Source organism: Streptomyces sp. Edi2, from assembly GCF_040253635.1.
In the GTDB taxonomy this organism is placed as follows: Bacteria; Actinomycetota; Actinomycetes; order Streptomycetales; family Streptomycetaceae; genus Streptomyces.
This window is the reverse complement of the sequence record NZ_JBEJGX010000003.1, coordinates 4,485,605-4,505,075: the sequence shown is the minus strand read 5'-3', so window position 1 is coordinate 4,505,075 and position 19,471 is coordinate 4,485,605. Positions and strand designations below refer to the sequence as shown.

Sequence of the window (19,471 nt, the reverse complement as noted above, 5' to 3'; positions counted from 1 at the left end):
GGGTACAGCCGGTCTCGTCGAGCCACACTGCCCACCCTCCGGTCGGGAGCACGCCCGGGTCCGCCGAGTGGACCGTCGCGGCTCGCTCGCTCCGCTCGCTCATTGTCGTACTACTTCCGCAGCTCGATGACGGTCTTGCCGATGCGGATCGGGGCTCCCAGCGGAATCGGTGTCGGGGTCGTCAGTCGGGTCCGGTCCAGGTACGTGCCGTTGGTGGAACCCAGATCCTCGACGATCCACTGGCCGTCACGGTCCGGGTAGATCCTGGCATGCCTGCTGGACGCGTAGTCGTCGTCCAGCACGATGGTGGAGTCGTGCGCACGGCCCAGAGAGATGGTCTGGCCCTGGAGGGCGACGGTGGTGCCGGTCAGCGAGCCCTCGGAGACCACCAGCTTGGTGGGTGCTCCGCGGCGCTGACGGTTGTTGCCGCGACCGCCTTCCTGGCGGCGCTGCTGCTGCGGTGGCGCAGCGGCCTGCCGCTGCGTACGCGCTTCTTGCCCGCCGCGCCGGGCGGCACCGCGCTGTGTGACGCGCGTGCCGAACAGATCGCTGCGGATGACCTGAACGGCCACGATGACGAACAGCCACAGTACGGCGAGGAAACCCAACCGCATGACCGTGAGGGTCAGCTCTGACATTGCCCCCGCTTCACCCTTCGGCTTGCCGGTAAACGATGGTGGTACTGCCCACGACAATCCGCGAGCCGTCGCGGAGATTAGCGTGAGTGGTGTGCTGCCCGTCTACCACGATGCCGTTCGTGGAGCCCAGATCCTGGATCGTGGGGGGCGTTCCGACCCGGATCTCACAATGACGCCGGGAGACACCCGGGTCGTCGATCCGTACGTCAGCGTCGGTGCTGCGGCCCATCACGAGCGTCGGGCGCGAGATCTGGTGGCGGGTGCCGTTGATCTCGATCCAGCGCCTGGTCTGCGCGTGGGGCTGCGGTCCTGCACCGGGCGGTGCCGCACGGGGTGCGGGCTGTGCGCCGCCGGGAGGCGGGGACGAAGGCATGGGGGGCGGGCTCACGTGGCCGCCGCCGGGACGGCCGCCGCGGGGTGCCGCGGGGCGCTGCGCGCCGGCCGGGCCCGGCTGGTCCTGGGACGAGCTGGAGGCGAGCGTACGGCTGCGGACGCGGTACAGGCCGGTGTCGAGATCGTCGGCCTTCTCCAGATGGACCTTGATCGAGCCCATGAAGGTGTAGCGCTGCTGCTTGGCGTAGTCGCGGACCATGCTGGAGAGCTCGTCGCCGAGCTGCCCGCTGTAGGGGCTCAGCCGCTCGTAGTCCGGGGTGCTCAGCTCGACGATGAAGTCGTTGGGGACGACCGTGCGGTCGCGGTTCCAGATGGTGGCGTTGTTGTCGCACTCGCGCTGCAGCGCGCCGGCGATCTCAACGGGCTGCACCTCGGACTTGAACACCTTGGCGAAGGTGCCGTTGACGAGACCTTCGAGACGCTGCTCGAAACGCTTCAGCACTCCCACGGGGCACCTCCTTCCTCAGTCTTCGTCGGGGTCGTCCTGATCGAGTCGTCCTGATACTGCTTACTGATCGTATCCACGCGTAGGGAAATCGGCTGGTTCCCCTTTCCCGCCTTGAGGACGAGTGTCGCCCCTCACAGGGTTGCCCGGTGCTTGCTTGCTCCTTGCCCACTGCTCGTGCACTGCGATCGTAGATGTGCCCCGCTGACAGTGTCCCGCAACCGCCGGGCACTCCCGCCGGGCGGGTGCCGGAGTCGGACGTGACGCATGCGCCGACCCGCCTCCGGCCGGCCGGAGGCGGGCCGGGTGGCCCCCGCTCCTGTTGCGGCTACCGCGAGTGTGAACCCTCGGGGCAGTGCTCGGCGAATGTTCGAGGCACGGCGGGGTGCGGCCCGGGGGCCCCGCAGGGCGGGGACCGGCGAAAAGGCGTGTGAAGGCACCCCCGTCACCGTGCTAGTGTTCTCGATGTCGAAAGGCGCTCGCACAAGACCCGGACGGAACAACCCGGATCATGTGAGAACATCAAACGGCAGCACCCATGCGCGGGTGGCGGAATAGGCAGACGCGCTGGATTCAGGTTCCAGTGCCCGAAAGGGCGTGGGGGTTCAACTCCCCCCTCGCGCACAGATGAGACCCCCGGGTCTCCGGAGAAATCCGGAGACCCGGGGGTCTTTCGTTGTGTTCGTCACTGTGTTGCGTGCGTCACGGGGGAGGGTGCGGCGGGGTGAGGTCGGGCTGGGGACTGGCGGCTCGAGGTGGCTTGGGGGTGTCCTGGGGTGACTCCGGGGGCAGCTTGAGGGGTGCGTCACATGCGGGGCTGGTGGGGGCTTTGGGGGTGACTTCTGTGTCCGTTTGTGGTGCAGGGGTCACGTTTCGTGGTGGGCGCGTGGTTCTTTCCTCGGCTTCCGGTCCTCAGCCTCCGGCCCTCAGCCTCCGGTCCGCGCCTTCCGGTCCGTGACCTCCGGCGTGGTCGTACGGGGAGTGCGGGCCAACGAGCCGAGTGGGCCGGGGAGTCGGGGTCGGGGAGTCGCGAGTCGGGGAGTGGGGGCGGGGTTACGCCGCGAGGCGGGCGCCGTGGTGGGGGCGCCCGCCTGCGTGGGGCAGTGAGGTCGTGCGGCGGTGGGGCCGTGTGGCGATGGGGCCGGGCGGAGTCGCGGCGGGTCCGCGTGAGGCTGCCGGGAGGCCGTGGAGGCTGCTGTGGGGTCGTACAAGCCTGCATGCGGCAGCTAAGGCCGTATGAGGCAGCGTCAGCGGCTCTCCTCGGGAGCCGGAAGGTCGGAAGGGGCGGCTCTCGGGAGGTCTCAGGCGGCGAAGCGGGCGACGAGGGTCTTGGCCTTGGCTGCCGCGTCCTCGTGGGCCTTGTCGCGGGAGGTCTCGTACAGCGGGATGAGCTCGGCCATCGCCGGGTTGTTGGGGGCCATGGTCAGCTCGGGGACGATGAAGTCGACTTCGAGCCCAAGTCCGCCGTTGAGCACGGCCTCCAGGTAGTTCTGGACGTATTCGAAGGGCTCGCGGGGCGTGCCCGGCGCGTACGAGCCGCCGCGGCTGGCGACGACGGTGACCGGGGTGCCCTTGGCCGACGGCTGTTCGCCCGCGGTGCGGCCCATGATGATCACCTGGTCGAGCCACGCCTTGAGCGTGGAAGGAATCGTGAAGTTGTACATCGGAGCGCCGATGACGATCGCGTCGGCCTGCTCCAGCTCCTCGGCCAGCTTCACGCGCAGCGCGAAGGCCGCCTGCTGCTCGGGGGTGTGGCCGGCCGGGTCGGAGAAGCCGGCGGAGGCGCCGGTGCCGTCGAGGTGCGGCAGCGGGTCGGCGGCCAGGTCGCGGTGGATCACGGTGCCGTCGGGGTGCTGCTCCTCCCAGGCCTTGCGGAAGGCCGCGGTGACCGAGCGGGAGGCGGAGCCGCCCTCGGGGAAGAGGGAGGAGTCGATGAGCAGAAGCGTGGCCATGGGGATCGGTCCTTCGGTAGGCGGCCGGGCGATGCGCGACCACAGGTTGAATTCCGTACGTCCCTATTAATAACACAGGAACTTACTTTTCTGCAGTAGCCAACGGGAAGGCGGTACCCTGGCTGTATGGCGGATCATGGCGACGCGGTGTGCAGGCAGGTCGACGACGGTGTGACACGCGTCTTCGAGCTGTTGGGGAAGCGCTGGACGGGGCTGATCGTCGCCACCCTGATGCCGGCGCCGGTGCACTTCGCCGACCTGCGGCGGGCCATCCCCGGCATCAGTGAGCGGATGCTCTCCGACCGCCTCGTGGAACTGGCGGCGGCCGGCCTGCTCGTGCGCGAGGTGGATCCGGGCCCGCCGCTGCGCGTCTCCTACCGGCTGACGGAGGCCGGTCTCGCGATGGAACCCGCGCTCAAGGAACTGGGGCGCTGGGCGGAGACCTATCTCGCGGATGGCGGGCAGTGCCCGGAGCGCTTCCGGAAGTGAGCGGCCCCGGAAGCGGGCGGTTTCAGGGGGCCGGTTTCCAGGGGTGGTTCCGGAGGGCGGTTCCAGGGGTGAGCCGGCGAGAGGGCCTGCGGGTGCGCGGGTCTGTGCTGAGCGGGTCTGTGCTGAGCTGGTCTGTGGCGCTGAGCTTGGTCTGCGGGTAGGTGCTTCCGGGTAGGGCTGGAGTGGGGCGCGGGTGGTCGCGTCCGTAGTTGCCGCGTTCCGGCCGGTGGCCCCGTCGTTGACCCGACCGTTGGTTCCCTTATCCCAGTCGTTCCTGGGCGGCGTTGTAGCGCAGCAGGTAGGTGGCGAAGCGGTCGAGATCACCCTCGTCCCAGTCGGCCAGCCGCTCCTGGAACGCCTTGCGGCGGCTCGCGGTGACGTTGGCGAGGACCTGGGCACCCTTCTCGGTGGGGTGCAGCACCTGGACCCGGTGGTCCTCCGGGTCGACGCGGCGTTCGACGAAGTCGAGCTTCTCCAGTGCGGCGATCTGCCGGCTGACCGTGGACTTGTCCAGGAGATAGTGCGCTGCGAGGTCCGTGGCGCGGCATCCGTGCTGGTCATCGAGGTGCGCCAGCAGGGTGTAGGAGACCAGTGACAGCTCGGGGTGCATCCGGGCGGCGGTCGCACGGGCCCGGCGGGCGAACGCGGTCATCTCCTGCTGGATGGTCTCGACGGAGTCGTCGCGGTGAGTCACGAGTTGCCTTTCGCAGAGGTAGTTGTATAGTACAACGCATATTGAGAGTTGTATTTGCCAACTACTGATCACCGGTAGGTGTGGCGACAGCTGAGCCGACGAGCTGAGAAGGCCTGTCCATGAGTACGGTCCGACGCCCCGACCATCGAAGCGAGCAGCACGGCAGCCACCGTTCCGCGCGCTCCCCCCACTCCGCCGGGCTGCGTCATGTGCTGACGCACCTGATCACCCCGCTGCTGATGTGCATCGGGATGGGTCTGGCGTACCTGGGCGCCTTCGCGAACCCGGCACCGCATCACCTGCCCGTCGCGGTCGTCGGGCAGGGCCGGAGCGCGCAGCTGCTCGCCCAGTCGATCAACGACAAGGCGGACGGTGACCTGGAGGTGTGGACCGTTGCTGACCGGGCTGCGGCGGTCGACCGGCTCAAGCACCAGGAGATCTTCGGTGCGTATGTGATCCACGCGCAGGGTGTGGCGAAGGATGCGACGAAGACTTCGGCGAAGGGGACGGAGAAGGCGCCGGCGAAGGGGGCATCCGGAGGGGCCGGTTCCGGCGGGACGGCGGCGGCTTCGGCGAAGGCGGCGCCCGAGCTGTTGGTGGCGACCGCCGGATCCGACACCAGCGCTTCCGTCGTGCAGAAGGTCTTCACCCCGATCGCGGCGCGGCAAGGCGCTCCCTTGAAGGTCACGGACGTGGCGCCGACGGCCGAGAACGACCCGACCGGCCAGGGCATCTTCTTCCTGCTGGTCGCGATCAGCATCGGCTCGTACGCCTCGGTCGCGGTGATCGGCGGTGCCGGGGCCGTGCTGCCGGTCCGGTTGCGGGCGGCGCTGGCGATCGGTACGTCCTTCGTCGTCAGCCTCATCGGGGCGGCGTTCGCCGGCCCGGTCTTCCACCTCGTCGATCACGGTCTCAGGGGCCTGTGGGGCATGGCCTGGCTCTACTCCGCCGGCATTCTGCTGATCGGCACCGGACTGCACACCTTCCTCAAGCGCTGGACCACGCTCGGCGTGATGGCTCTCTTCGTCATGCTCAACTTCACCTCCTCCGGCGGGATCTTCCGTCCGGAGATGCAGAACGGCTTCTTCGCGGCGCTGCACTCGTTCTGGAACGGCGCGGGCTTCGTGGAGGGCACCCGCAGCCACGTCTACTTCGACGATTACGGCCTGCCGGGGCACATCTGGACGCTGGCGGGGTGGCTGGTCGCCGGCCTGCTCATGGTCGGAGCGGCGGCGCTGGCCGAGAAGCGGCGGCGTACCGCGGAGGCAGAAGCCGCGGCCAATGCCGCGGCGGTGGCGGCGGCCGCGGTGGCGGCAACTGTGCCGGAGCCGGAGCCGGAGCCGACGCGGAAGCGGGGAGGTCGGACGGTGCGGTCGGCAGGGGGAGCCGGGCCGGAAGCGGGCGCTGGGGCCGCGGATACGGCTGCGGCTGCAGCTGCGGAGGCGGATCTGGATGTGGATCTGGATGTGGAGACGGAGATGGAGGAGGCGGTGGGGGTTTAGCGGTTGATTCGGGGTGGGGCCCGAGGGCGAAGGCTGGTGAGCCGTTGCTCGGAGATTCCGTGGTTCGGGGATCCGGAGAGTTATCCACAGGCTCTGCAGTGTGTGACCGGATCTCGGTAACGTCATTGCTCGTCGGCAGGCCGGGTTCGCTCGGCGGGCTGATGGACGCAGCGGACAAGGACACAAGAACGCAGGTCGTGAAGGGGGAGGTGGCCCGCTATGCCGCGTGTGCCGTACGTACCGGGGTTTGCGAAGGCGGAGAAGCAGGGGGCGTCGCCCAAGGCCGCCGGGCGGGCTCTGCGGGAGAGCGTTCCGCGAGCCGAGCAGGCCGCGCTGTCGTTCACGGCGGGGCGGCCGGATGCGGTCGCGGCGGTTGAGCAGTCCAATGCCGGCCGACTGCCCGACCTGACACCGATACGGGTCGGCCGGATGGCCGCGAGCCCCTTCGCCTTCCTCCGCGGCTCTGCGGGCCTGATGGCGTACGACCTGACGGGCAGCCCCGTGACCGGCATCGGCGCGCAGATCTGCGGGGACGCCCACGCCGCCAACTTCGGACTCTACGGCGACGCCCGCGGTCAGCTGGTCATCGATCTCAACGACTTCGACGAGACCCTGTACGGGCCGTGGGAGTGGGATGTGAAGCGGCTTGCGACGTCGATGGTGCTGGCGGGCCGGGAGGCGGGTGCCGGCGAGGGCGACTGCCGCAAGGCGGCGCAGGACGCGGCGGGCGCGTACCGGCGCACGATGCGGTTGCTGGCGAAGCTGCCGGTGACCGAGGCGTGGAACGCCATCGCCGATGAGGCGCTGGTCTCGCACGCCGACGCAAAGGATCTCGTGGGGACGCTGGAGCGGGTGGCGGACAAGGCGCGCAAGAACACCAGCGCGCGGTTCGCGGCAAAGGCGACGGAGGAGACACCGGACGGTGGCCGCCGGTTCGTGGACGCTCAGCCGGTGTTGCGGCGGGTGCCTGATGCGGAAGCGGCCGCCGTGGCCGCATCTCTCACCGGCTATCTGGAGACGCTCCCTGAGGACCTGCTGCCCCTGATGGCGCGGCACGCGATACACGACGTGGCGTTCCGTGTGGTCGGCACGGGCAGCGTGGGGCTGCGGTCGTATGTGGTGCTGCTGTTGGATCACCGGGGCGAGCCGCTTGTCCTGCAGGTGAAGGAGGCCCGTGCCTCGGTGCTGGTGCCGTTCGTGGCGAAGGTCGGCTTCCCGGTGCCGCAGGTGGTGCACGAGGGACGCCGGGTGGTGCTCGGGCAACGCCGGATGCAGGTGGTCAGCGACATTCTGCTGGGCTGGACGACGGTCGAGGCAGCGGCGTCGCCGGGCGGTGGCGCGAGCGCGGGGAACGGCCGGCGGGACGGAACGGCCTTCCAGGTCCGCCAGTTCAGGAACCGCAAGGGCAGCGTGGACCCGGCGCAGCTGTCAGGCGACCAGATGGATGACTACGCCCGTATGACCGGCGCTCTCCTGGCCCGGGCCCATGCGCACAGCGCCGACCCTCGCCTTCTGGCCGGCTACTGCGGCAAGAACGAGGAGCTGGACGAGGCGATCGCGAACTTCGCGGTCACGTACGCGGACCGCACGGAAGCAGACCATGCGGAGCTGGCCACAGCGGTGAAGAACGGTCGGATCGCGGCAGAGACGGGGGTGTGAGGGAGGAGACGTTCGGGCTCCCGGCCGGGTCGGGAGGTCGGTGCGGGCGCTTGGGGCACTGTTGCCGGGTTCGGGTCGGAGTAGCGGGAAGGGCAGGAGCTCTGCCCGGGCTCCTGGGCTTGCTGGGGTTCCTGGGCCTGCTCGGGCCTGCCCGGAGTATTGGGGCAGCCAGGGCAGCTGGGGCAGCCAGAGCAGCCAGGGCAGCTGGGGTCTGCCGGGGGCTGTCGAGGGCTGCTGGGACTGTCGACGGAGGGGTCTGCTGAGGAGCCGGGCGGCTGAGGGGGTGGGTGGGATGGGGGGGGAAGGGCCCCGGTAGGAAACGAGTGAATGGCCGTGGAGGGCCGGGCCCGGCTTGGGCCGTACGCTGACCGGGTGACGAACTCGCACGCGGAGAACACGCAGGACGGTCAGCACCGACCGGACGTACCGGGTACCCCGGACGCCACGGCCGTGCCGCAGGCACCGGACGCCCGCGGCGGCGGTCAGAGAGCCGAGGCCGGGCAGGACGGCGGCTCGGGAGACCGGACCGGTGCCCCCCAGGAGGTGGACGCCGTCCAAGAAGCTCAGGGTGATTCGCCTACCGCTCAGGGCGGGGCGGGGGCCGAGCCGGGCGGCGGGCCGGATGAGCAGGCCGCCCAGGACGAGGCTGCTCAGGACGGCGCGGCCCAGGACGAGGCGACCCGGCGGCTGGCGAAGGCGGTCCTGGCCGCGGAGCAGGCGCTGATCGAGTTCGAGATCGCGGTGGAGACCTTCCGGGTGGAAGTGGAGAACTTCTCCCGCCTGCACCACCAGCGGCTCGGCCCCATGTACGCGCGGCTGGACGAGCTCGATGCGCAGATCGCCGAGGCTGTGGCAGCGCGTACGGGGGCTCCCGAGGATGTCCGTAAGGCGCAGGAGGCGCGTGCGTCGGTGCTGCCGATGCCGGAAGTCGAGGAGCTGTTCCACGGCTGGATGGGCTCGGACGGGCTGTTCTCCGAGGCGCAGGCGATGCTCACCGAGCAGTCGGTGCAGCCGCCGCAGAAGGTGCGGCCCAGCGAGGAGGCCCGCAAGGTCTACCGCGACCTGGTGCGCAAGGCCCATCCGGACCTGGCGCGGGACGATGCCGAGCGGGCACGGCGCGACGAGTTCATCGCGCGGGTCAACGCAGCGTACGGGCAGGGTAACGAGGCTCTGCTGAGGAAGCTGGCGCAGGAATGGGAGGCGGGTCCCGCGCCGGCCGAGGAACGGCTCAGCGAGAGTGAGGAGCTGTACGCCCGGCTGGAGTGGCTGGCCGAGCGTAAGGAGCTGCTGGCTGCCGCGGCCTCCGAGCTGGAGGAGAGCGCGATCGGGGCGATGATCAAGATGGCGCCGGAGGACCCGGACGCGCTCCTGGACGAGATCGCCGAGAAGCTGCTCGCCGATGTCGCGGAACGCGAGACGTACCTCGCGCAGCTGGTCGGGTAGCGTCGGGACCATGCAATTTGGTTCTGTGCCCACGGTCGATGTCGACGCTCTCACGCCGGAGGACTTCCTCCTCGACGTGCGTGAGAACGACGAGTGGGAGGCGGGGCACGCCGAGGGCGCGCTGCACATCCCGATGAGTGAATTCGTCGCTCGCTACGGAGAGTTGACCGAAGCGGCCCCCGCGGACGGCAAGGTGTACGTGCTGTGCCGGGTCGGCGGGCGCTCGGCGCAGGTGACGCAGTATCTGGTCCAGCAGGGCGTCGACGCGGTGAATGTCGCGGGCGGCATGCAGGCCTGGGAGGCCGCCGGCCGCCCCGTGTCGGATGGCAAGGGCGGCGCCGGGGCGGTTATCTAGCCGGGAGCCGGGAGCCGGGAGCCGGGAGCCGGGAGCCGGACGGCCTGCGGCCGCGTTTGGGCTGCTCGGTGTCGGAGGCTTTATCGGGCGGCCGTCCGCGGTCGGGCTGTAAGACGGACGCCGAGCGGGAGCTGAAACTCAGCGCAGCGCCGCGGACACTCGCTGTGCCTGCCGCCCTTCCGCCCGCCCTCCCTTCTCCCGCCTCAGCTCAACATATGTGCTGCGAGCAGGTCGCCGAGGGCCTCCTCGTGGGCGGCGGCGGGGCCGAGGGAGAGCTCCAGCTGTTTGGCCCAGGCGTGGTAGCGGTGCAGCGAGTAGTCGGTGTCGGCGCCGAAGCCGCCATGAAGGTGCTGGGCGGTCTGGACGACGCGGCGTACGCCCTCCGAGGCCCAGATCTTGGCGACCGCGACATCCCCGGCGGGCGGGAGCGGGCCGGCCGCGTCGGTGGTGATGCGCCAGGCGGCCTGCCAGAGGGTGGCCTCCATGGCGCGCAGGTCGATGTAACGGTCGGCGGCCTGGACGGCGACGGCCTGGAAGGTGGCCACCGGGAATCCGAACTGCTCACGCTTGCTCGTGTAGTCGCCGGTCATGGCGAGGACGCACTCGCCCAGGCCCAGGGCGAGCGCACAGGTACCGGTGGTCAGGACGTTGCGCAGCAACTCCCAGGCGTTCGGGTCAGTGATCGTTTCTTGGTCGCTGAGGCGTACGGAATCCAGCCGGACCTCGGCCAGGCGCTCTCCGGTGGTGGATATCTGGGCGTCGAGTGAGACGCCCGGGTGGGTGCGGGGGACGAGGGCGAGTACGGCGTGCCCTTCGGGGGTGTGGGCGGGGAGCAGAATCCGGTCCGCGGTCTGGGCCCAGGGAACAGCTGTCTGGACCCCGTCGAAGACCCAGTCGGCACCCTCCTGGCGGGCGTCGACGGCAAGTTCGGCCGGTTCGTGCCCGGTGCGCCCGCTCCCGGCGACGGTCACGACGAGGCCCCCGGCAGCCATCCGGGGCAGCACTTGCGCACCCAACTCGTCGGCCGCGTAACGCTGGAGGGTGAGCGCGGCGGCGCCGGCCTCCAGCAGCGGCACTCGCGCCAGCGCCTTGGCCGACTCGCGGAGTACGAGGCAGAGCGCGATGGGGTCGAGGCCTGCGCCGCCGTGCTCGGGGGCGATCGGCAGGCTCAGCAGGTCGGCGTCGGCGAGCTTGCGCCACAGGGCGCGGTCGAAGTCGTCGGCGACCGCACCGGGGGTGAGCGCCGGGCTGGGCACGCCGTCCGGAGCGACCCCCGCGAAGACGGCCCTGGCCGCTTCGACGGCGGCCTGCTGCTCCTCGGTGAAGGTGAAGTCCATTGCACTGTCCTCCCACGCGCCGCCTCGAACTGACGATGCGTCAAGGTAGAACATGTTCCAGGAATTGGGAATGGCGGAACCACTGGAAGGGCGGGAAGGACTGGAAGGGGCAGGTCCGTTGGAAGTGTTGGAGCCGGTGGAAGGGATGGCGGCGGTGGACGGGCGAGGGGGCGGGGGCAGGGCGGCTGCCGAGCGCTATGTGGTCGCGCCCGCCCGGGCCGCGCTCATCGAGGTCATCGGAGCCATCAGGTTCATCGGTCGAAGTCCAGCTCGACCTTCTCCGTGACCGGGTGGGACTGGCAGGCGAGGACGTACCCCGTGTCGACCTCGTCGGATTCCAGGGCGAAGTTGCGGTCCATGCGGATCTCGCCCGAGACCAGGAAGGCGCGGCAGGTGCCGCAGACGCCGCCCTTGCACGCGTACGGCGCGTCGCCGCGGTTGCGCAGGACTGCCTCGAGCAGCGACTCGCCGTCGTGGACCGGCCAGGTGCCGGAGCGGCCGTCGAGGGTGGCGGTCACGGCGCTGTGCGCGGGGGTGGCGGCGGCCGGGGCGGACGGGGCGCCGTTGTCGACGTGGAAGATTTCTTCATGGATGCGGGTGCGGGGCACGTGGAGGGCGTGGAGGGCGCGTTCGGCTCCCTGGACCAGGCCGTAGGGGCCGCAGAGGTACCAGCCGTCGACGGAGTCGGTCTTCAGGAGCGCGGGCAGGAGGGAGCGGAGCCGGGCCTCGTCCAGGCGGCCGGAGGGCAGGCCGGCTTGTTGCTCCTCGCGCGAGAGGGTGTGGATGAGCTGGAAGCGCTGGGGATAGCGGTCCTTGAGGTCGGCCACCTCCTCCAGGAACATCGTCGATGCCGCCGTGCGGTCGCTGCGGATGAGGCAGAAGTGGGCGTCCGGCTGCCGCTCGAGCAGGGTGGAGGCGATGGACAGCACGGGGGTGATGCCACTGCCGCCGACGATGGCGACGAAATGTCCGGGGCGTGGTTCGAGGGTGAACCGGCCGGCCGGGGCCATCACCTCCACCGTGTCGCCGACGGTGAGTTCCTTGAGCGCGTAGGTCGAGAAGATGCCGTCCTCGACGAGGCGGATGCCTACGCGGAGGTCGGTCCGGCCGGTGGCCGGGGTGCAGATGGAGTACGTACGGCGGATCTCCTGGCCGTCGACCGTTCTGCGCAGGGCGATGTGCTGTCCGGGAGTGTGCCGGAAGGTCGTGCGCAGCTCGGGCGGGACCGCGAAGGTGACGGCCACCGCGTCGTCCGTGAGCCGCTCGATCTCCCGGACCTGGAGCGGGTGGAACATCACAACTCCTTGAAGTGGTCGAAGGGTTCGCGGCAGGACTCACAGCGTCGCAGCGCCTTGCATGCGGTGGAGGAGAACCGGCTCAGCAGGGTGGTGTCGGTCGATCCGCAGTGCGGGCAGCGAAGGGTGAGGTCGACGGCGACCGGGCCGCCGGCCTCCCTGGTGGGGCGCGGGGGTGCGATACCGAATTCGTTGAGCTTGCGGCGGCCCTCGGCGGTGATCGCGTCCGTGGTCCACGGCGGGCTGAGGACCGTGCGGACCTCGACCTCGGGTATCCCGTGGTCGTGCAGCACTCGCTCGATGTCGGCCGCCATCGTCTCGATGGCGGGGCAGCCGGTGTAGGTGGGGGTGAGCCGCACCTCGGCCCGGCCGGGGCCGGTCAGCTGGACTCCGCGCAGCACGCCCAGTTCGGCGAGGGTGAGCACCGGCAGCTCGGGGTCGGGAACGGAGCCGGCCAGGGCAAGCAGTTCCTCTTCGAGGGCGGTGGTGGTCACCATGCCGCCCCCGGGTGGCTGCGGTGGAGGTGCTGCATCTCGGCGAGCATGCGTCCGAACGATTCGGTGTGCAGGCCCTGGCGGCCCGCGCCGGCCGTCCAGGCGCCGTGCCGGGGGCCTTCGGGGACGGTGAGGGTGGCTTGCTCCAGGCCGGCGGTGATGCGTGCGGTCCAGCTGTCGTGCAGGGCCTGCCAGGGCACCGTTTCCAATCCGTCCACCGGCTCGAACAGTTCGCCGGTGAAGCGCCAGAGGGCGTCCAGGGCACGTTGCATCCGGAGGTGGCTCTCGTCGGTGCCGTCGCCCAGGCGCAGCGTCCACTGATGGGCGTGGTCGCGGTGGTAGGCGACCTCCTTGACGGCTTTCGCGGCCAGCGGTGCCAACTCGCTCTCGGTGGTCGCGAGATGGTCGAACAGCAGCTCCTGGTAGGTGGAGAAGTAGAGCTGGCGGGCGATGGTGTGGGCGAAGTCGCCGTTGGGCTGCTCGACGAGCTGGAGGTTGCGGAATTGCCGCTCCTCGCGCAGATAGGCCAGTTCGTCTTCATCGCCGGTGAGGGAGAGCAGCACACGGGCCTGGCCGAGCAGGTCCAGGGCGATATTGGCCAGTGCGACCTCCTCCTCCAGGACCGGGGCGTGCCCGGCCCACTCGCCCAGGCGGTGGGAGAGGATCAGGGCGTCGTCCCCGAGCGGCAGGGCCGGGGTGGCGGTGACGTTCATCAAAGGTGATGCACCCCGTCCGGGATCTCGTAGAAGGTCGGGTGGCGGTAGGGCTTGTCACCGGCCGGCTCGAAGAAGCTGTCCTTCTCGTCCGGCGAGGAGGCGGTGACCTGCGCGGAGGGCACCACCCAGAGGGAGACGCCTTCCGAGCGGCGGGTGTAGAGGTCGCGGGCGTTGCGCAGCGCCATCTCGGCGTCCGGTGCGTGCAGGCTGCCGGCGTGGGTGTGGGAGAGCCCGCGGCGGCTGCGGACGAAGACCTCCCACAGGGGCCAGTCGGCGGGCCGGGCGGCCGGCGTCGCGGTGGCCGTGGGGGCTTCGGCAGGGCGTGGTGTCGTCATCGGGTGACCTCCCCGTGCTTGGCCGCGTGTGCGGCGGCTGCCTCGCGCACCCAGGCGCCGTCCTCGTGAGCCTGCCGCCGGCAGCTTATCCGCTGTTCGTTGCAGGGGCCGTTGCCCTTGAGGACCTCGCGGAACTCGGCCCAGTCGATCGGGCCGAAGTCCCAGTGGCCGCGCTCGTCGTTCCACGTCAGATCCGGGTCGGGGAGGGTGAGCCCGAGGGCTTCGGCCTGCGGGACGCAGATGTCCACGAAGCGCTGGCGCAGCTCGTCGTTGGAGTGCCGCTTGATCTTCCAGGCCATGGACTGCGCGGAGTGCGACGACTCGTCGTCCGGCGGGCCGAACATCATCAGTGACGGCCACCACCAGCGGTTCACCGCGTCCTGCGCCATGGCGTGCTGGGCTTCGGTGCCGCGGCTGAGGGTCAGCAGGAGCTCGTAGCCCTGTCGCTGGTGGAAGGACTCCTCCTTGCAGATACGGACCATCGCGCGGGCGTAGGGGCCGTACGAACAGCGGCAGAGCGGGACTTGATTGGTGATCGCCGCGCCGTCCACCAGCCAGCCGACGGCTCCGACGTCGGCCCAGGCCAGGGTCGGGTAGTTGAAGATCGAGGAGTACTTCTGGCGGCCGGAGTGCAGCTTGTCGAGCAGTTCGTCGCGGCCGGTGCCCAGGGTCTCGGCGGCGCTGTACAGATACAGGCCGTGGCCGGCTTCGTCCTGCACCTTCGCCATCAGGATCGCCTTGCGCCGCAGGGACGGCGCCCGGGTGATCCAGTTGCCCTCCGGCTGCATGCCGATGATCTCGGAGTGGGCGTGCTGTGCGATCTGGCGCACGAGTGTCGAGCGGTAGGCGTCCGGCATCCAGTCCCGCGGTTCGATGCGTTCGTCCGCGGCCACGGTGGCGTCGAATACGGCCTCGCGGGCCGCTGTCTCTTCCGGCGCGATCGTCGTCATGTGGTGCCCCCTCGCTCCCGACCGACCGATCGTTCGGTTCAATGGTGAGCGGGCGGACCGCGGGTGTCAAGCCTGTGGATAACCGGGGAAGGGTGTGCCCCGCGAGGCTGCGTAGGTACGGTTCCGAAGCGGAGTCGACCGCATGGATTCTGGGAACGGGGCGGGAATGCAGTCATACGGGGACGAAACGCGGCCATTGTCCGCGCTCTCGCTGCCCTCGCGGATCGTCATAGGGGTGGCGGCCTGCGCGCTCGCGGTCATCGTCGCGATTCATCTCGCCATGATGTTCTTGCACGTGGCGCCGTCGAACACGCTCAGCAAACAGCAGGGCGCACTGATCAGCGACTACGTCTACCCCGAGTACGAACAGAACTGGAAGCTGTTCGCCCCCAATCCGCTGCAGCAGAACATCGCGGTACAGGTCCGTGCCCGGCTGCGCACCGAGGAAGGCGCCCCGCGGACCACCGGCTGGACCGATCTGACCGCACGCGACGGCCAGGGCATCCTCCACAACCCGCTGCCCAGCCACACCCAGCAGAACCAACTGCGCCGCGGCTGGGAGCTCTTCCTCAATACCCACAACGCCCAGAGCCGCCCCGTCGGCCTGCGCGGAGAGCTGTCCGAGCGCTATATCCGGCGGATCGTGCTGCTCCGGATGGACGGCGAGTGGACCAAGGGCGGCGGCCGGGTCGAACAGGTCCAGGTCCGCTCGCAGACGACGGCGGTCCGCCCGCCGCCATGGAGCTCCGAGAAGGTCAGCGTGAAGCCCGTGTACCGCGTGCTGCCCTGGTGGCAGGTCACCGCAGACGACCTGCCCGAGGGAGCGAACAGCCAGTGACGTCACCTACGCCCCACCAGCCTCAGCAGAAGCCGAGCGAACAGCAGGCCCCGCACACCACGGAGCCGGCCGACATACCGCGGCAAGCCCAGGCACCACAGACGCCCCCGGAGCCCGACACCTACCAGGAGACCCGTATCGAGCGCGCCATCGGACGCGGCTTCGGGCTGGTCACCAGCCGTGCACTGGCCCCGTACCAGACCGCAGTGATACGGATCGGCTTCTCGGCGACGTGGCTGCTGTTCCTGCTGCGGGAGTGGCCGCACCGCGCGGTGCTCTACGGGCCCGACAGCCCCTGGAGCCTGGACATGGCCCGCCGGCTCCTGGACAGCAACCACGCCTTCTCGGTACTCCCCTGGTCCGACAGCCGCGGCTGGTTCGAGTGCGTCTACCTCGCCGCCGTCGTGGCCGCCGCGCTGCTGATGCTCGGCTGGCGCACCCGCACCATGTCCGTGCTGTTCATGGTGGGCGTGATATCGCTGCAGAACCGCAGCGTCTTCATAGGCGACGGCGGCGACAACGTCATCCACCTGATGTCGATGTATCTCGTGCTGACCCGGTGCGGGCAGGTCTGGTCGCTGGACGCACGCCGTGCCAAGCGGGCAGCGGCCGCCGCGTACGCCTCCGGCGGGGAGGAAGCCGGGCGCGCACCTGCAGCCTCCCGCGATCTGCCCGGCGTCATCCTGTGGGCCGTGCTCGGCCTCGGTCTGGCCCTCGCCCAGCTCAACGGCAGCTACGGCCTCGGCTGGACCGAGGGCGGCCCGTTCCCGCACATCGGCTGGAGCCCGGTGCTGTGGGGCCTGTGGCTGGCCCATGGTCTGTGGTGGGCGGTACAGCGCTACGCGCCCGGCGAGCCGCGCACCGTCCTGGACACCCTCACCAAACTCGCCCACAACGGCGCACTGCTCGTGATCATGGTCGAGGTCTGCCTGATCTACGCCACGGCCGGCTGGTACAAGATCCAGGGCTCACGCTGGCAGGACGGCACCGCGGTCTACTACCCGATGCACCTGGACTACTTCTCCCCCTGGCCGGCCCTGTCCGAGCTGCTGGGCAGCAACGGCGTGATGGTCATGCTGATCACCTACGGGACGGTGATGGTGCAGGTCGCCTTCCCGTTCACGGTCTTCAACCGCCGGCTGAAGAATGTGCTGCTGGTCGCGATGATCTGCGAGCACCTTTCGATCGCGTTCCTGCTCGGACTGCCGTTCTTCTCGCTCGCGATGATCACCGCGGACGCGGTCTTTCTGCCGACGAACTTCCTGAACTGGGTCTCCGCGCGCCTCTCCGGCCTGCGCGAACGGCTCTTTTCGCGCGGCGGTGCGGCCCGGCCGGCCGACGGGACCGGGGGCGGCGAGCCGGAGGCCCGTACGGGGCACGGCGGCGGTGGCCATACGCTCGTAGGGTGAGCAGCGAGAAAACCGCCCCCGACGAGCCCCTTCAGTACGACGAGGGGTACGGGACCCCGATCGGCGTCGGACCGCATCCGGAGCCCTGGCCCCAGGACGACCGCCTGGACCCCGAGCTGCTTGCGCACGGTGACCGCCGCAATGTGGTCGACCACTACCGCTACTGGAGGCGCGAGGCGATCGTCGCCGACCTCGACACCCGCCGCCATGACTTCCATGTGGCGGTCGAGAACTGGGGCCACGACTTCAACATCGGCTCGGTCGTACGGACCGCGAACGCGTTCCTGGCCAAGGAGATCCATATCGTCGGGCAGCGGCGCTGGAACCGCCGCGGCGCGATGGTGACCGACCGCTACCAGCACGTCCGCCACCACCCGGACACCGCGGACCTCACCGCCTGGGCGGCGGCCGAGGAGCTGCCGATCATCGGGATCGACAATCTCCCCGGTTCCGTGCCGCTGGAGACGACCGTGCTGCCGCGGCGCTGTGTGCTGCTGTTCGGCCAGGAGGGGCCGGGGCTGACCGAGGAGGCGCGCCGGCATGCTTCGCTGGTCTGCTCGATCGCGCAGTTCGGCTCGACGCGCTCGATCAATGCGGGGGCCGCGGCCGCCATCGCGATGCACGCCTGGATCGGCCGTCATGCGCGGATCGAGGGGCCGGACGGCGGCTGACGGCCCCCCGGGCACCGCCGGGTGTCCGGCGCGGGGCCTGGGAGAACATCCCGGGTTCCGGGCCCCGCACCAGGGCGCGGGACCCGGAAGAACCCGCACCCGTCATGCCGGCCGTCGCACCTCCACCGTCCGGAAGCGGTTGGCCACGAAGGCGCCGTCACACAGCGCCGCATTGGCCGCCGGATTGCCGCCCGAGCCGTGGAAGTCCGAGAACGCCGCGGTCTGGTTCACATAGACCCCGCCGGTCAGATTCAGTGACAGCTGGGCGCACTCCTCCAGGCAGGCCTCCTCCACCAGCTGCTCGACCTCGGCGGAGGTGGTGTACGCGCCGACCGTCATGGCGCCCTTCTCACGGACCGTGCGCCGCAGCAGATCCACCGCGCCGGCCGCGGAATCGACGGCCACCGCGAAGGACACCGGGCCGAAGCACTCCGAAAGATAGGCCGCCTCGGAGTCCGGCTTGGCGCCGTCCAGCTTGACGATCACCGGCGTGCGGACCGTGGCGCCGGGGAACTCGGTGTTGGGCACCTCACGGGAGGCCAGGGCCACCTCGCCGAGCCCGGCCGCCGCGTCGACCCGCTCCTTGACCTGCGGATTGACGATGGCGCCCAGTAGGGCGTTGGCCCGTGCGTCGTCGCCCAGCAGGCCGCTCACCGCGCCCGCGAGGTCGCTGACCACCTCGTCGTACGACTTTTGGCCGGCGTCCGTGGTGATGCCGTCGCGCGGGATCAGCAGATTCTGCGGAGTGGTGCACATCTGGCCGCTGTAGAGCGACAGCGAGAAGGCGAGGTTGCCGAGCATGCCCTTGTAGTCATCGGTGGATTCGATGACGACGGTGTTGACGCCGGCCTTCTCCGTGAAGACCTGCGCCTGCCGGGCGTGCGTCTCCAGCCAGTCGCCGAAGGCGGTCGAGCCGGTGTAGTCGATGATGCGGACCTCGGGGCGGACGGCCAGCGTCTTGGCCAGACCCTCGTCCGGCCTGTCCACGGCCAGGCAGACCAGGTCGGCGGGGAAGCCGGCCTCGGTGAGCACCTCGCGGGCCACCTTGACGGTCAGGGCCAGCGGCAGCACGGCGCGCGGATGCGGCTTGACCAGCACCGGGTTGCCGGTCGCCAGGGAGGCGAACAGGCCCGGATAGCCGTTCCACGTCGGGAAGGTGTTGCAGCCGATCATCAGGGCGACGCCGCGCGGCACGGCCGTGAAGCTCTTGGACAGCTCGAGCGGGTCGCGCTTGCCCTGCGGCTTGGACCACGGCGCCTGCTCCGGGATGCGGGCCTGCTCGGCGTAGGCATAGGCCACCGCTTCCAGACCGCGGTCCTGGGCATGCGGGCCGCCCGCCTGGAACGCCATCATGAAGGCCTGGCCGCTGGTGTGCATCACCGCCTGCGCGAACTCATGGGTCCGGGCGCTGATCCGGGCCAGGATCTCCAGACACACCGCCGCGCGCGTCTCGGGTCCTGCATCCCGCCAGGCGGGGAGCGCGGCACGCATGGCCGGCAGCAGCACGTCCACATCGGGGTGCGGATAGCTGATGTCCAACTTCAGGCCGTACGGCGAGACTTCCTCACCGGTCCAGTCGTCCGTGCCGGGCTGGTCGAGCTCGAACCGGCGGCCGCGCAGGGCCTCGAAGGCGGCCAGCCCGTCAGGTGCGGCGCTCTCGCCGTACGCCTTCGGGTGCTCGGGGTGCGGGGACCAGTACGCGCGGGTGCGGATCGCCTCCAGCGCCTGGTCGAGGGTCGGGCGGTGCTTCTCGATCAACTGCGCTGCGGTCATTTCGGCGGCCATCGATGACCAACTCCTCGTCGAGCTGGGCGGAAAGCGGATAGGGGCTGGGAGCGGACAGGGCAACGGAGTTA

19 protein-coding genes and 1 tRNA gene are annotated in these 19,471 nt (G+C 70.2%); 9 read left to right on the top strand and 11 right to left on the bottom strand.

Annotation, left to right across the window (positions count from 1 at the left end):
- Positions 1–110: 110 nt before the first annotated feature.
- Together ABR737_RS23225 and ABR737_RS23220 are read right to left on the bottom strand one after the other, a co-directional pair.
- Positions 111–638 (bottom strand): FHA domain-containing protein FhaB/FipA, encoded by a 528-nt coding sequence (locus ABR737_RS23225; protein WP_350252033.1) that lies wholly within the window; start codon positions 636–638, stop codon positions 111–113.
- A gap of 10 nt (positions 639–648) precedes the next feature.
- Positions 649–1,479: an FHA domain-containing protein gene (locus ABR737_RS23220; protein ID WP_350252032.1), complete on the bottom strand. Its 831-nt coding sequence runs from the start codon at positions 1,477–1,479 to the stop codon at positions 649–651.
- 537 nt (positions 1,480–2,016) lie between these two features.
- On the opposite strand from ABR737_RS23220, the gene ABR737_RS23215 reads away from it, so the two are divergent.
- Positions 2,017–2,100: transfer RNA gene (locus ABR737_RS23215), tRNA-Leu, on the top strand.
- Between the two features lie 677 nt (positions 2,101–2,777).
- On the opposite strand, the gene ABR737_RS23210 is transcribed toward ABR737_RS23215, so the two are convergent.
- Positions 2,778–3,428 carry an FMN-dependent NADH-azoreductase gene (locus ABR737_RS23210; protein ID WP_350252031.1) on the bottom strand — a complete coding sequence of 217 codons (651 nt, stop codon included), beginning with the start codon at positions 3,426–3,428 and terminating at the stop codon, positions 2,778–2,780.
- A 126-nt stretch (positions 3,429–3,554) separates the two neighbouring features.
- Here ABR737_RS23210 and ABR737_RS23205 point away from each other — a divergent pair, with 126 nt between their 5' ends.
- Positions 3,555–3,917, top strand: a complete 363-nt coding sequence (locus tag ABR737_RS23205) for a winged helix-turn-helix transcriptional regulator (protein ID WP_350252030.1) — start codon at positions 3,555–3,557, stop codon at positions 3,915–3,917.
- 259 nt (positions 3,918–4,176) lie between these two features.
- On the opposite strand, the gene ABR737_RS23200 is transcribed toward ABR737_RS23205, so the two are convergent.
- A complete protein-coding gene (locus tag ABR737_RS23200; protein WP_350252029.1) occupies positions 4,177–4,611 on the bottom strand; it encodes a MarR family winged helix-turn-helix transcriptional regulator in 435 nt (144 codons plus the stop codon).
- 119 nt (positions 4,612–4,730) lie between these two features.
- On the opposite strand from ABR737_RS23200, the gene ABR737_RS23195 reads away from it, so the two are divergent.
- The 4 genes from ABR737_RS23195 to ABR737_RS23180 all read left to right on the top strand — a co-directional run bounded on the left by ABR737_RS23195 (position 4,731) and on the right by ABR737_RS23180 (position 9,570).
- Entirely contained in the window at positions 4,731–6,113 is a 1,383-nt protein-coding gene (locus ABR737_RS23195; protein WP_350252028.1) for an ABC transporter permease, read from the top strand.
- A gap of 219 nt (positions 6,114–6,332) precedes the next feature.
- On the top strand, positions 6,333–7,772 hold the full coding sequence (locus ABR737_RS23190) for a DUF2252 domain-containing protein (RefSeq protein WP_350252027.1): 1,440 nt from the start codon (positions 6,333–6,335) through the stop codon (positions 7,770–7,772).
- A 372-nt stretch (positions 7,773–8,144) separates the two neighbouring features.
- On the top strand, positions 8,145–9,215 hold the full coding sequence (locus ABR737_RS23185) for a J domain-containing protein (RefSeq protein WP_350252026.1): 1,071 nt from the start codon (positions 8,145–8,147) through the stop codon (positions 9,213–9,215).
- A gap of 10 nt (positions 9,216–9,225) precedes the next feature.
- Positions 9,226–9,570, top strand: a complete 345-nt coding sequence (locus ABR737_RS23180) for a rhodanese-like domain-containing protein (RefSeq protein WP_350252025.1) — start codon at positions 9,226–9,228, stop codon at positions 9,568–9,570.
- Positions 9,571–9,773: 203 nt separating this feature from the next.
- Here the strand turns inward: ABR737_RS23180 and ABR737_RS23175 are convergent, their stop codons facing one another.
- From ABR737_RS23175 to paaA, 6 genes are all read right to left on the bottom strand, one after another.
- On the bottom strand, positions 9,774–10,907 hold the full coding sequence (locus tag ABR737_RS23175) for an acyl-CoA dehydrogenase family protein (RefSeq protein WP_350252024.1): 1,134 nt from the start codon (positions 10,905–10,907) through the stop codon (positions 9,774–9,776).
- Positions 10,908–11,158: 251 nt separating this feature from the next.
- A complete protein-coding gene (locus ABR737_RS23170) occupies positions 11,159–12,202 on the bottom strand; it encodes a 2Fe-2S iron-sulfur cluster-binding protein (RefSeq protein WP_350252023.1) in 1,044 nt (347 codons plus the stop codon).
- Positions 12,202–12,699, bottom strand: coding sequence for a 1,2-phenylacetyl-CoA epoxidase subunit PaaD (gene paaD / locus ABR737_RS23165; protein WP_350252022.1), 498 nt, complete (start codon positions 12,697–12,699; stop codon positions 12,202–12,204). The genes ABR737_RS23170 and paaD overlap by 1 nt, the downstream gene beginning before the upstream one ends.
- The gene (gene paaC / locus ABR737_RS23160; RefSeq protein WP_350252021.1) at positions 12,693–13,409 is read right to left on the bottom strand and encodes a 1,2-phenylacetyl-CoA epoxidase subunit PaaC; all 717 of its coding nucleotides are present in this window, start codon (positions 13,407–13,409) and stop codon (positions 12,693–12,695) included. Before paaC ends, paaD begins: the two co-directional genes overlap by 7 nt.
- On the bottom strand, positions 13,409–13,747 hold the full coding sequence (paaB, locus tag ABR737_RS23155; RefSeq protein ID WP_350252020.1) for a 1,2-phenylacetyl-CoA epoxidase subunit PaaB: 339 nt from the start codon (positions 13,745–13,747) through the stop codon (positions 13,409–13,411). The genes paaC and paaB overlap by 1 nt, the downstream gene beginning before the upstream one ends.
- Positions 13,744–14,697, bottom strand: coding sequence for a 1,2-phenylacetyl-CoA epoxidase subunit PaaA (gene paaA, locus ABR737_RS23150; protein ID WP_350252019.1), 954 nt, complete (start codon positions 14,695–14,697; stop codon positions 13,744–13,746). The genes paaB and paaA overlap by 4 nt, the downstream gene beginning before the upstream one ends.
- A gap of 166 nt (positions 14,698–14,863) precedes the next feature.
- On the opposite strand from paaA, the gene ABR737_RS23145 reads away from it, so the two are divergent.
- The 3 genes from ABR737_RS23145 to ABR737_RS23135 are packed head-to-tail and all read left to right on the top strand — an operon-like array spanning position 14,864 to position 17,615.
- Positions 14,864–15,535 carry a DUF5819 family protein gene (locus ABR737_RS23145; RefSeq protein ID WP_350256898.1) on the top strand — a complete coding sequence of 224 codons (672 nt, stop codon included), beginning with the start codon at positions 14,864–14,866 and terminating at the stop codon, positions 15,533–15,535.
- On the top strand, positions 15,532–16,944 hold the full coding sequence (locus ABR737_RS23140) for an HTTM domain-containing protein (RefSeq protein ID WP_502964357.1): 1,413 nt from the start codon (positions 15,532–15,534) through the stop codon (positions 16,942–16,944). The genes ABR737_RS23145 and ABR737_RS23140 overlap by 4 nt, the downstream gene beginning before the upstream one ends.
- Positions 16,941–17,615 carry a TrmH family RNA methyltransferase gene (locus tag ABR737_RS23135; protein WP_350252018.1) on the top strand — a complete coding sequence of 225 codons (675 nt, stop codon included), beginning with the start codon at positions 16,941–16,943 and terminating at the stop codon, positions 17,613–17,615. The genes ABR737_RS23140 and ABR737_RS23135 overlap by 4 nt, the downstream gene beginning before the upstream one ends.
- 102 nt (positions 17,616–17,717) lie before the next feature.
- On the opposite strand, the gene paaN is transcribed toward ABR737_RS23135, so the two are convergent.
- The gene (gene paaN / locus ABR737_RS23130; RefSeq protein WP_350252017.1) at positions 17,718–19,400 is read right to left on the bottom strand and encodes a phenylacetic acid degradation protein PaaN; all 1,683 of its coding nucleotides are present in this window, start codon (positions 19,398–19,400) and stop codon (positions 17,718–17,720) included.
- Positions 19,401–19,471 lie beyond the last annotated feature (71 nt).

Bases quoted from the DNA above. Each gene is read 5' to 3' on its own strand.
- ABR737_RS23225 (WP_350252033.1), bottom strand. From the start codon at position 638: ATGTCAGAGCTGACCCTCACGGTCATGCGGTTGGGTTTCCTCGCCGTA.
- ABR737_RS23210 (WP_350252031.1), bottom strand. From the start codon at position 3,428: ATGGCCACGCTTCTGCTCATCGACTCCTCCCTCTTCCCCGAGGGCGGC.
- ABR737_RS23205 (WP_350252030.1), top strand. From the start codon at position 3,555: ATGGCGGATCATGGCGACGCGGTGTGCAGGCAGGTCGACGACGGTGTG.
- ABR737_RS23195 (WP_350252028.1), top strand. From the start codon at position 4,731: ATGAGTACGGTCCGACGCCCCGACCATCGAAGCGAGCAGCACGGCAGC.
- ABR737_RS23190 (WP_350252027.1), top strand. From the start codon at position 6,333: ATGCCGCGTGTGCCGTACGTACCGGGGTTTGCGAAGGCGGAGAAGCAG.
- ABR737_RS23180 (WP_350252025.1), top strand. From the start codon at position 9,226: ATGCAATTTGGTTCTGTGCCCACGGTCGATGTCGACGCTCTCACGCCG.
- ABR737_RS23175 (WP_350252024.1), bottom strand. From the start codon at position 10,907: ATGGACTTCACCTTCACCGAGGAGCAGCAGGCCGCCGTCGAAGCGGCC.
- ABR737_RS23170 (WP_350252023.1), bottom strand. From the start codon at position 12,202: ATGTTCCACCCGCTCCAGGTCCGGGAGATCGAGCGGCTCACGGACGAC.
- paaD (WP_350252022.1), bottom strand. From the start codon at position 12,699: ATGGTGACCACCACCGCCCTCGAAGAGGAACTGCTTGCCCTGGCCGGC.
- paaC (WP_350252021.1), bottom strand. From the start codon at position 13,409: ATGAACGTCACCGCCACCCCGGCCCTGCCGCTCGGGGACGACGCCCTG.
- paaB (WP_350252020.1), bottom strand. From the start codon at position 13,747: ATGACGACACCACGCCCTGCCGAAGCCCCCACGGCCACCGCGACGCCG.
- paaA (WP_350252019.1), bottom strand. From the start codon at position 14,697: ATGACGACGATCGCGCCGGAAGAGACAGCGGCCCGCGAGGCCGTATTC.
- ABR737_RS23145 (WP_350256898.1), top strand. From the start codon at position 14,864: ATGCAGTCATACGGGGACGAAACGCGGCCATTGTCCGCGCTCTCGCTG.
- paaN (WP_350252017.1), bottom strand. From the start codon at position 19,400: ATGGCCGCCGAAATGACCGCAGCGCAGTTGATCGAGAAGCACCGCCCG.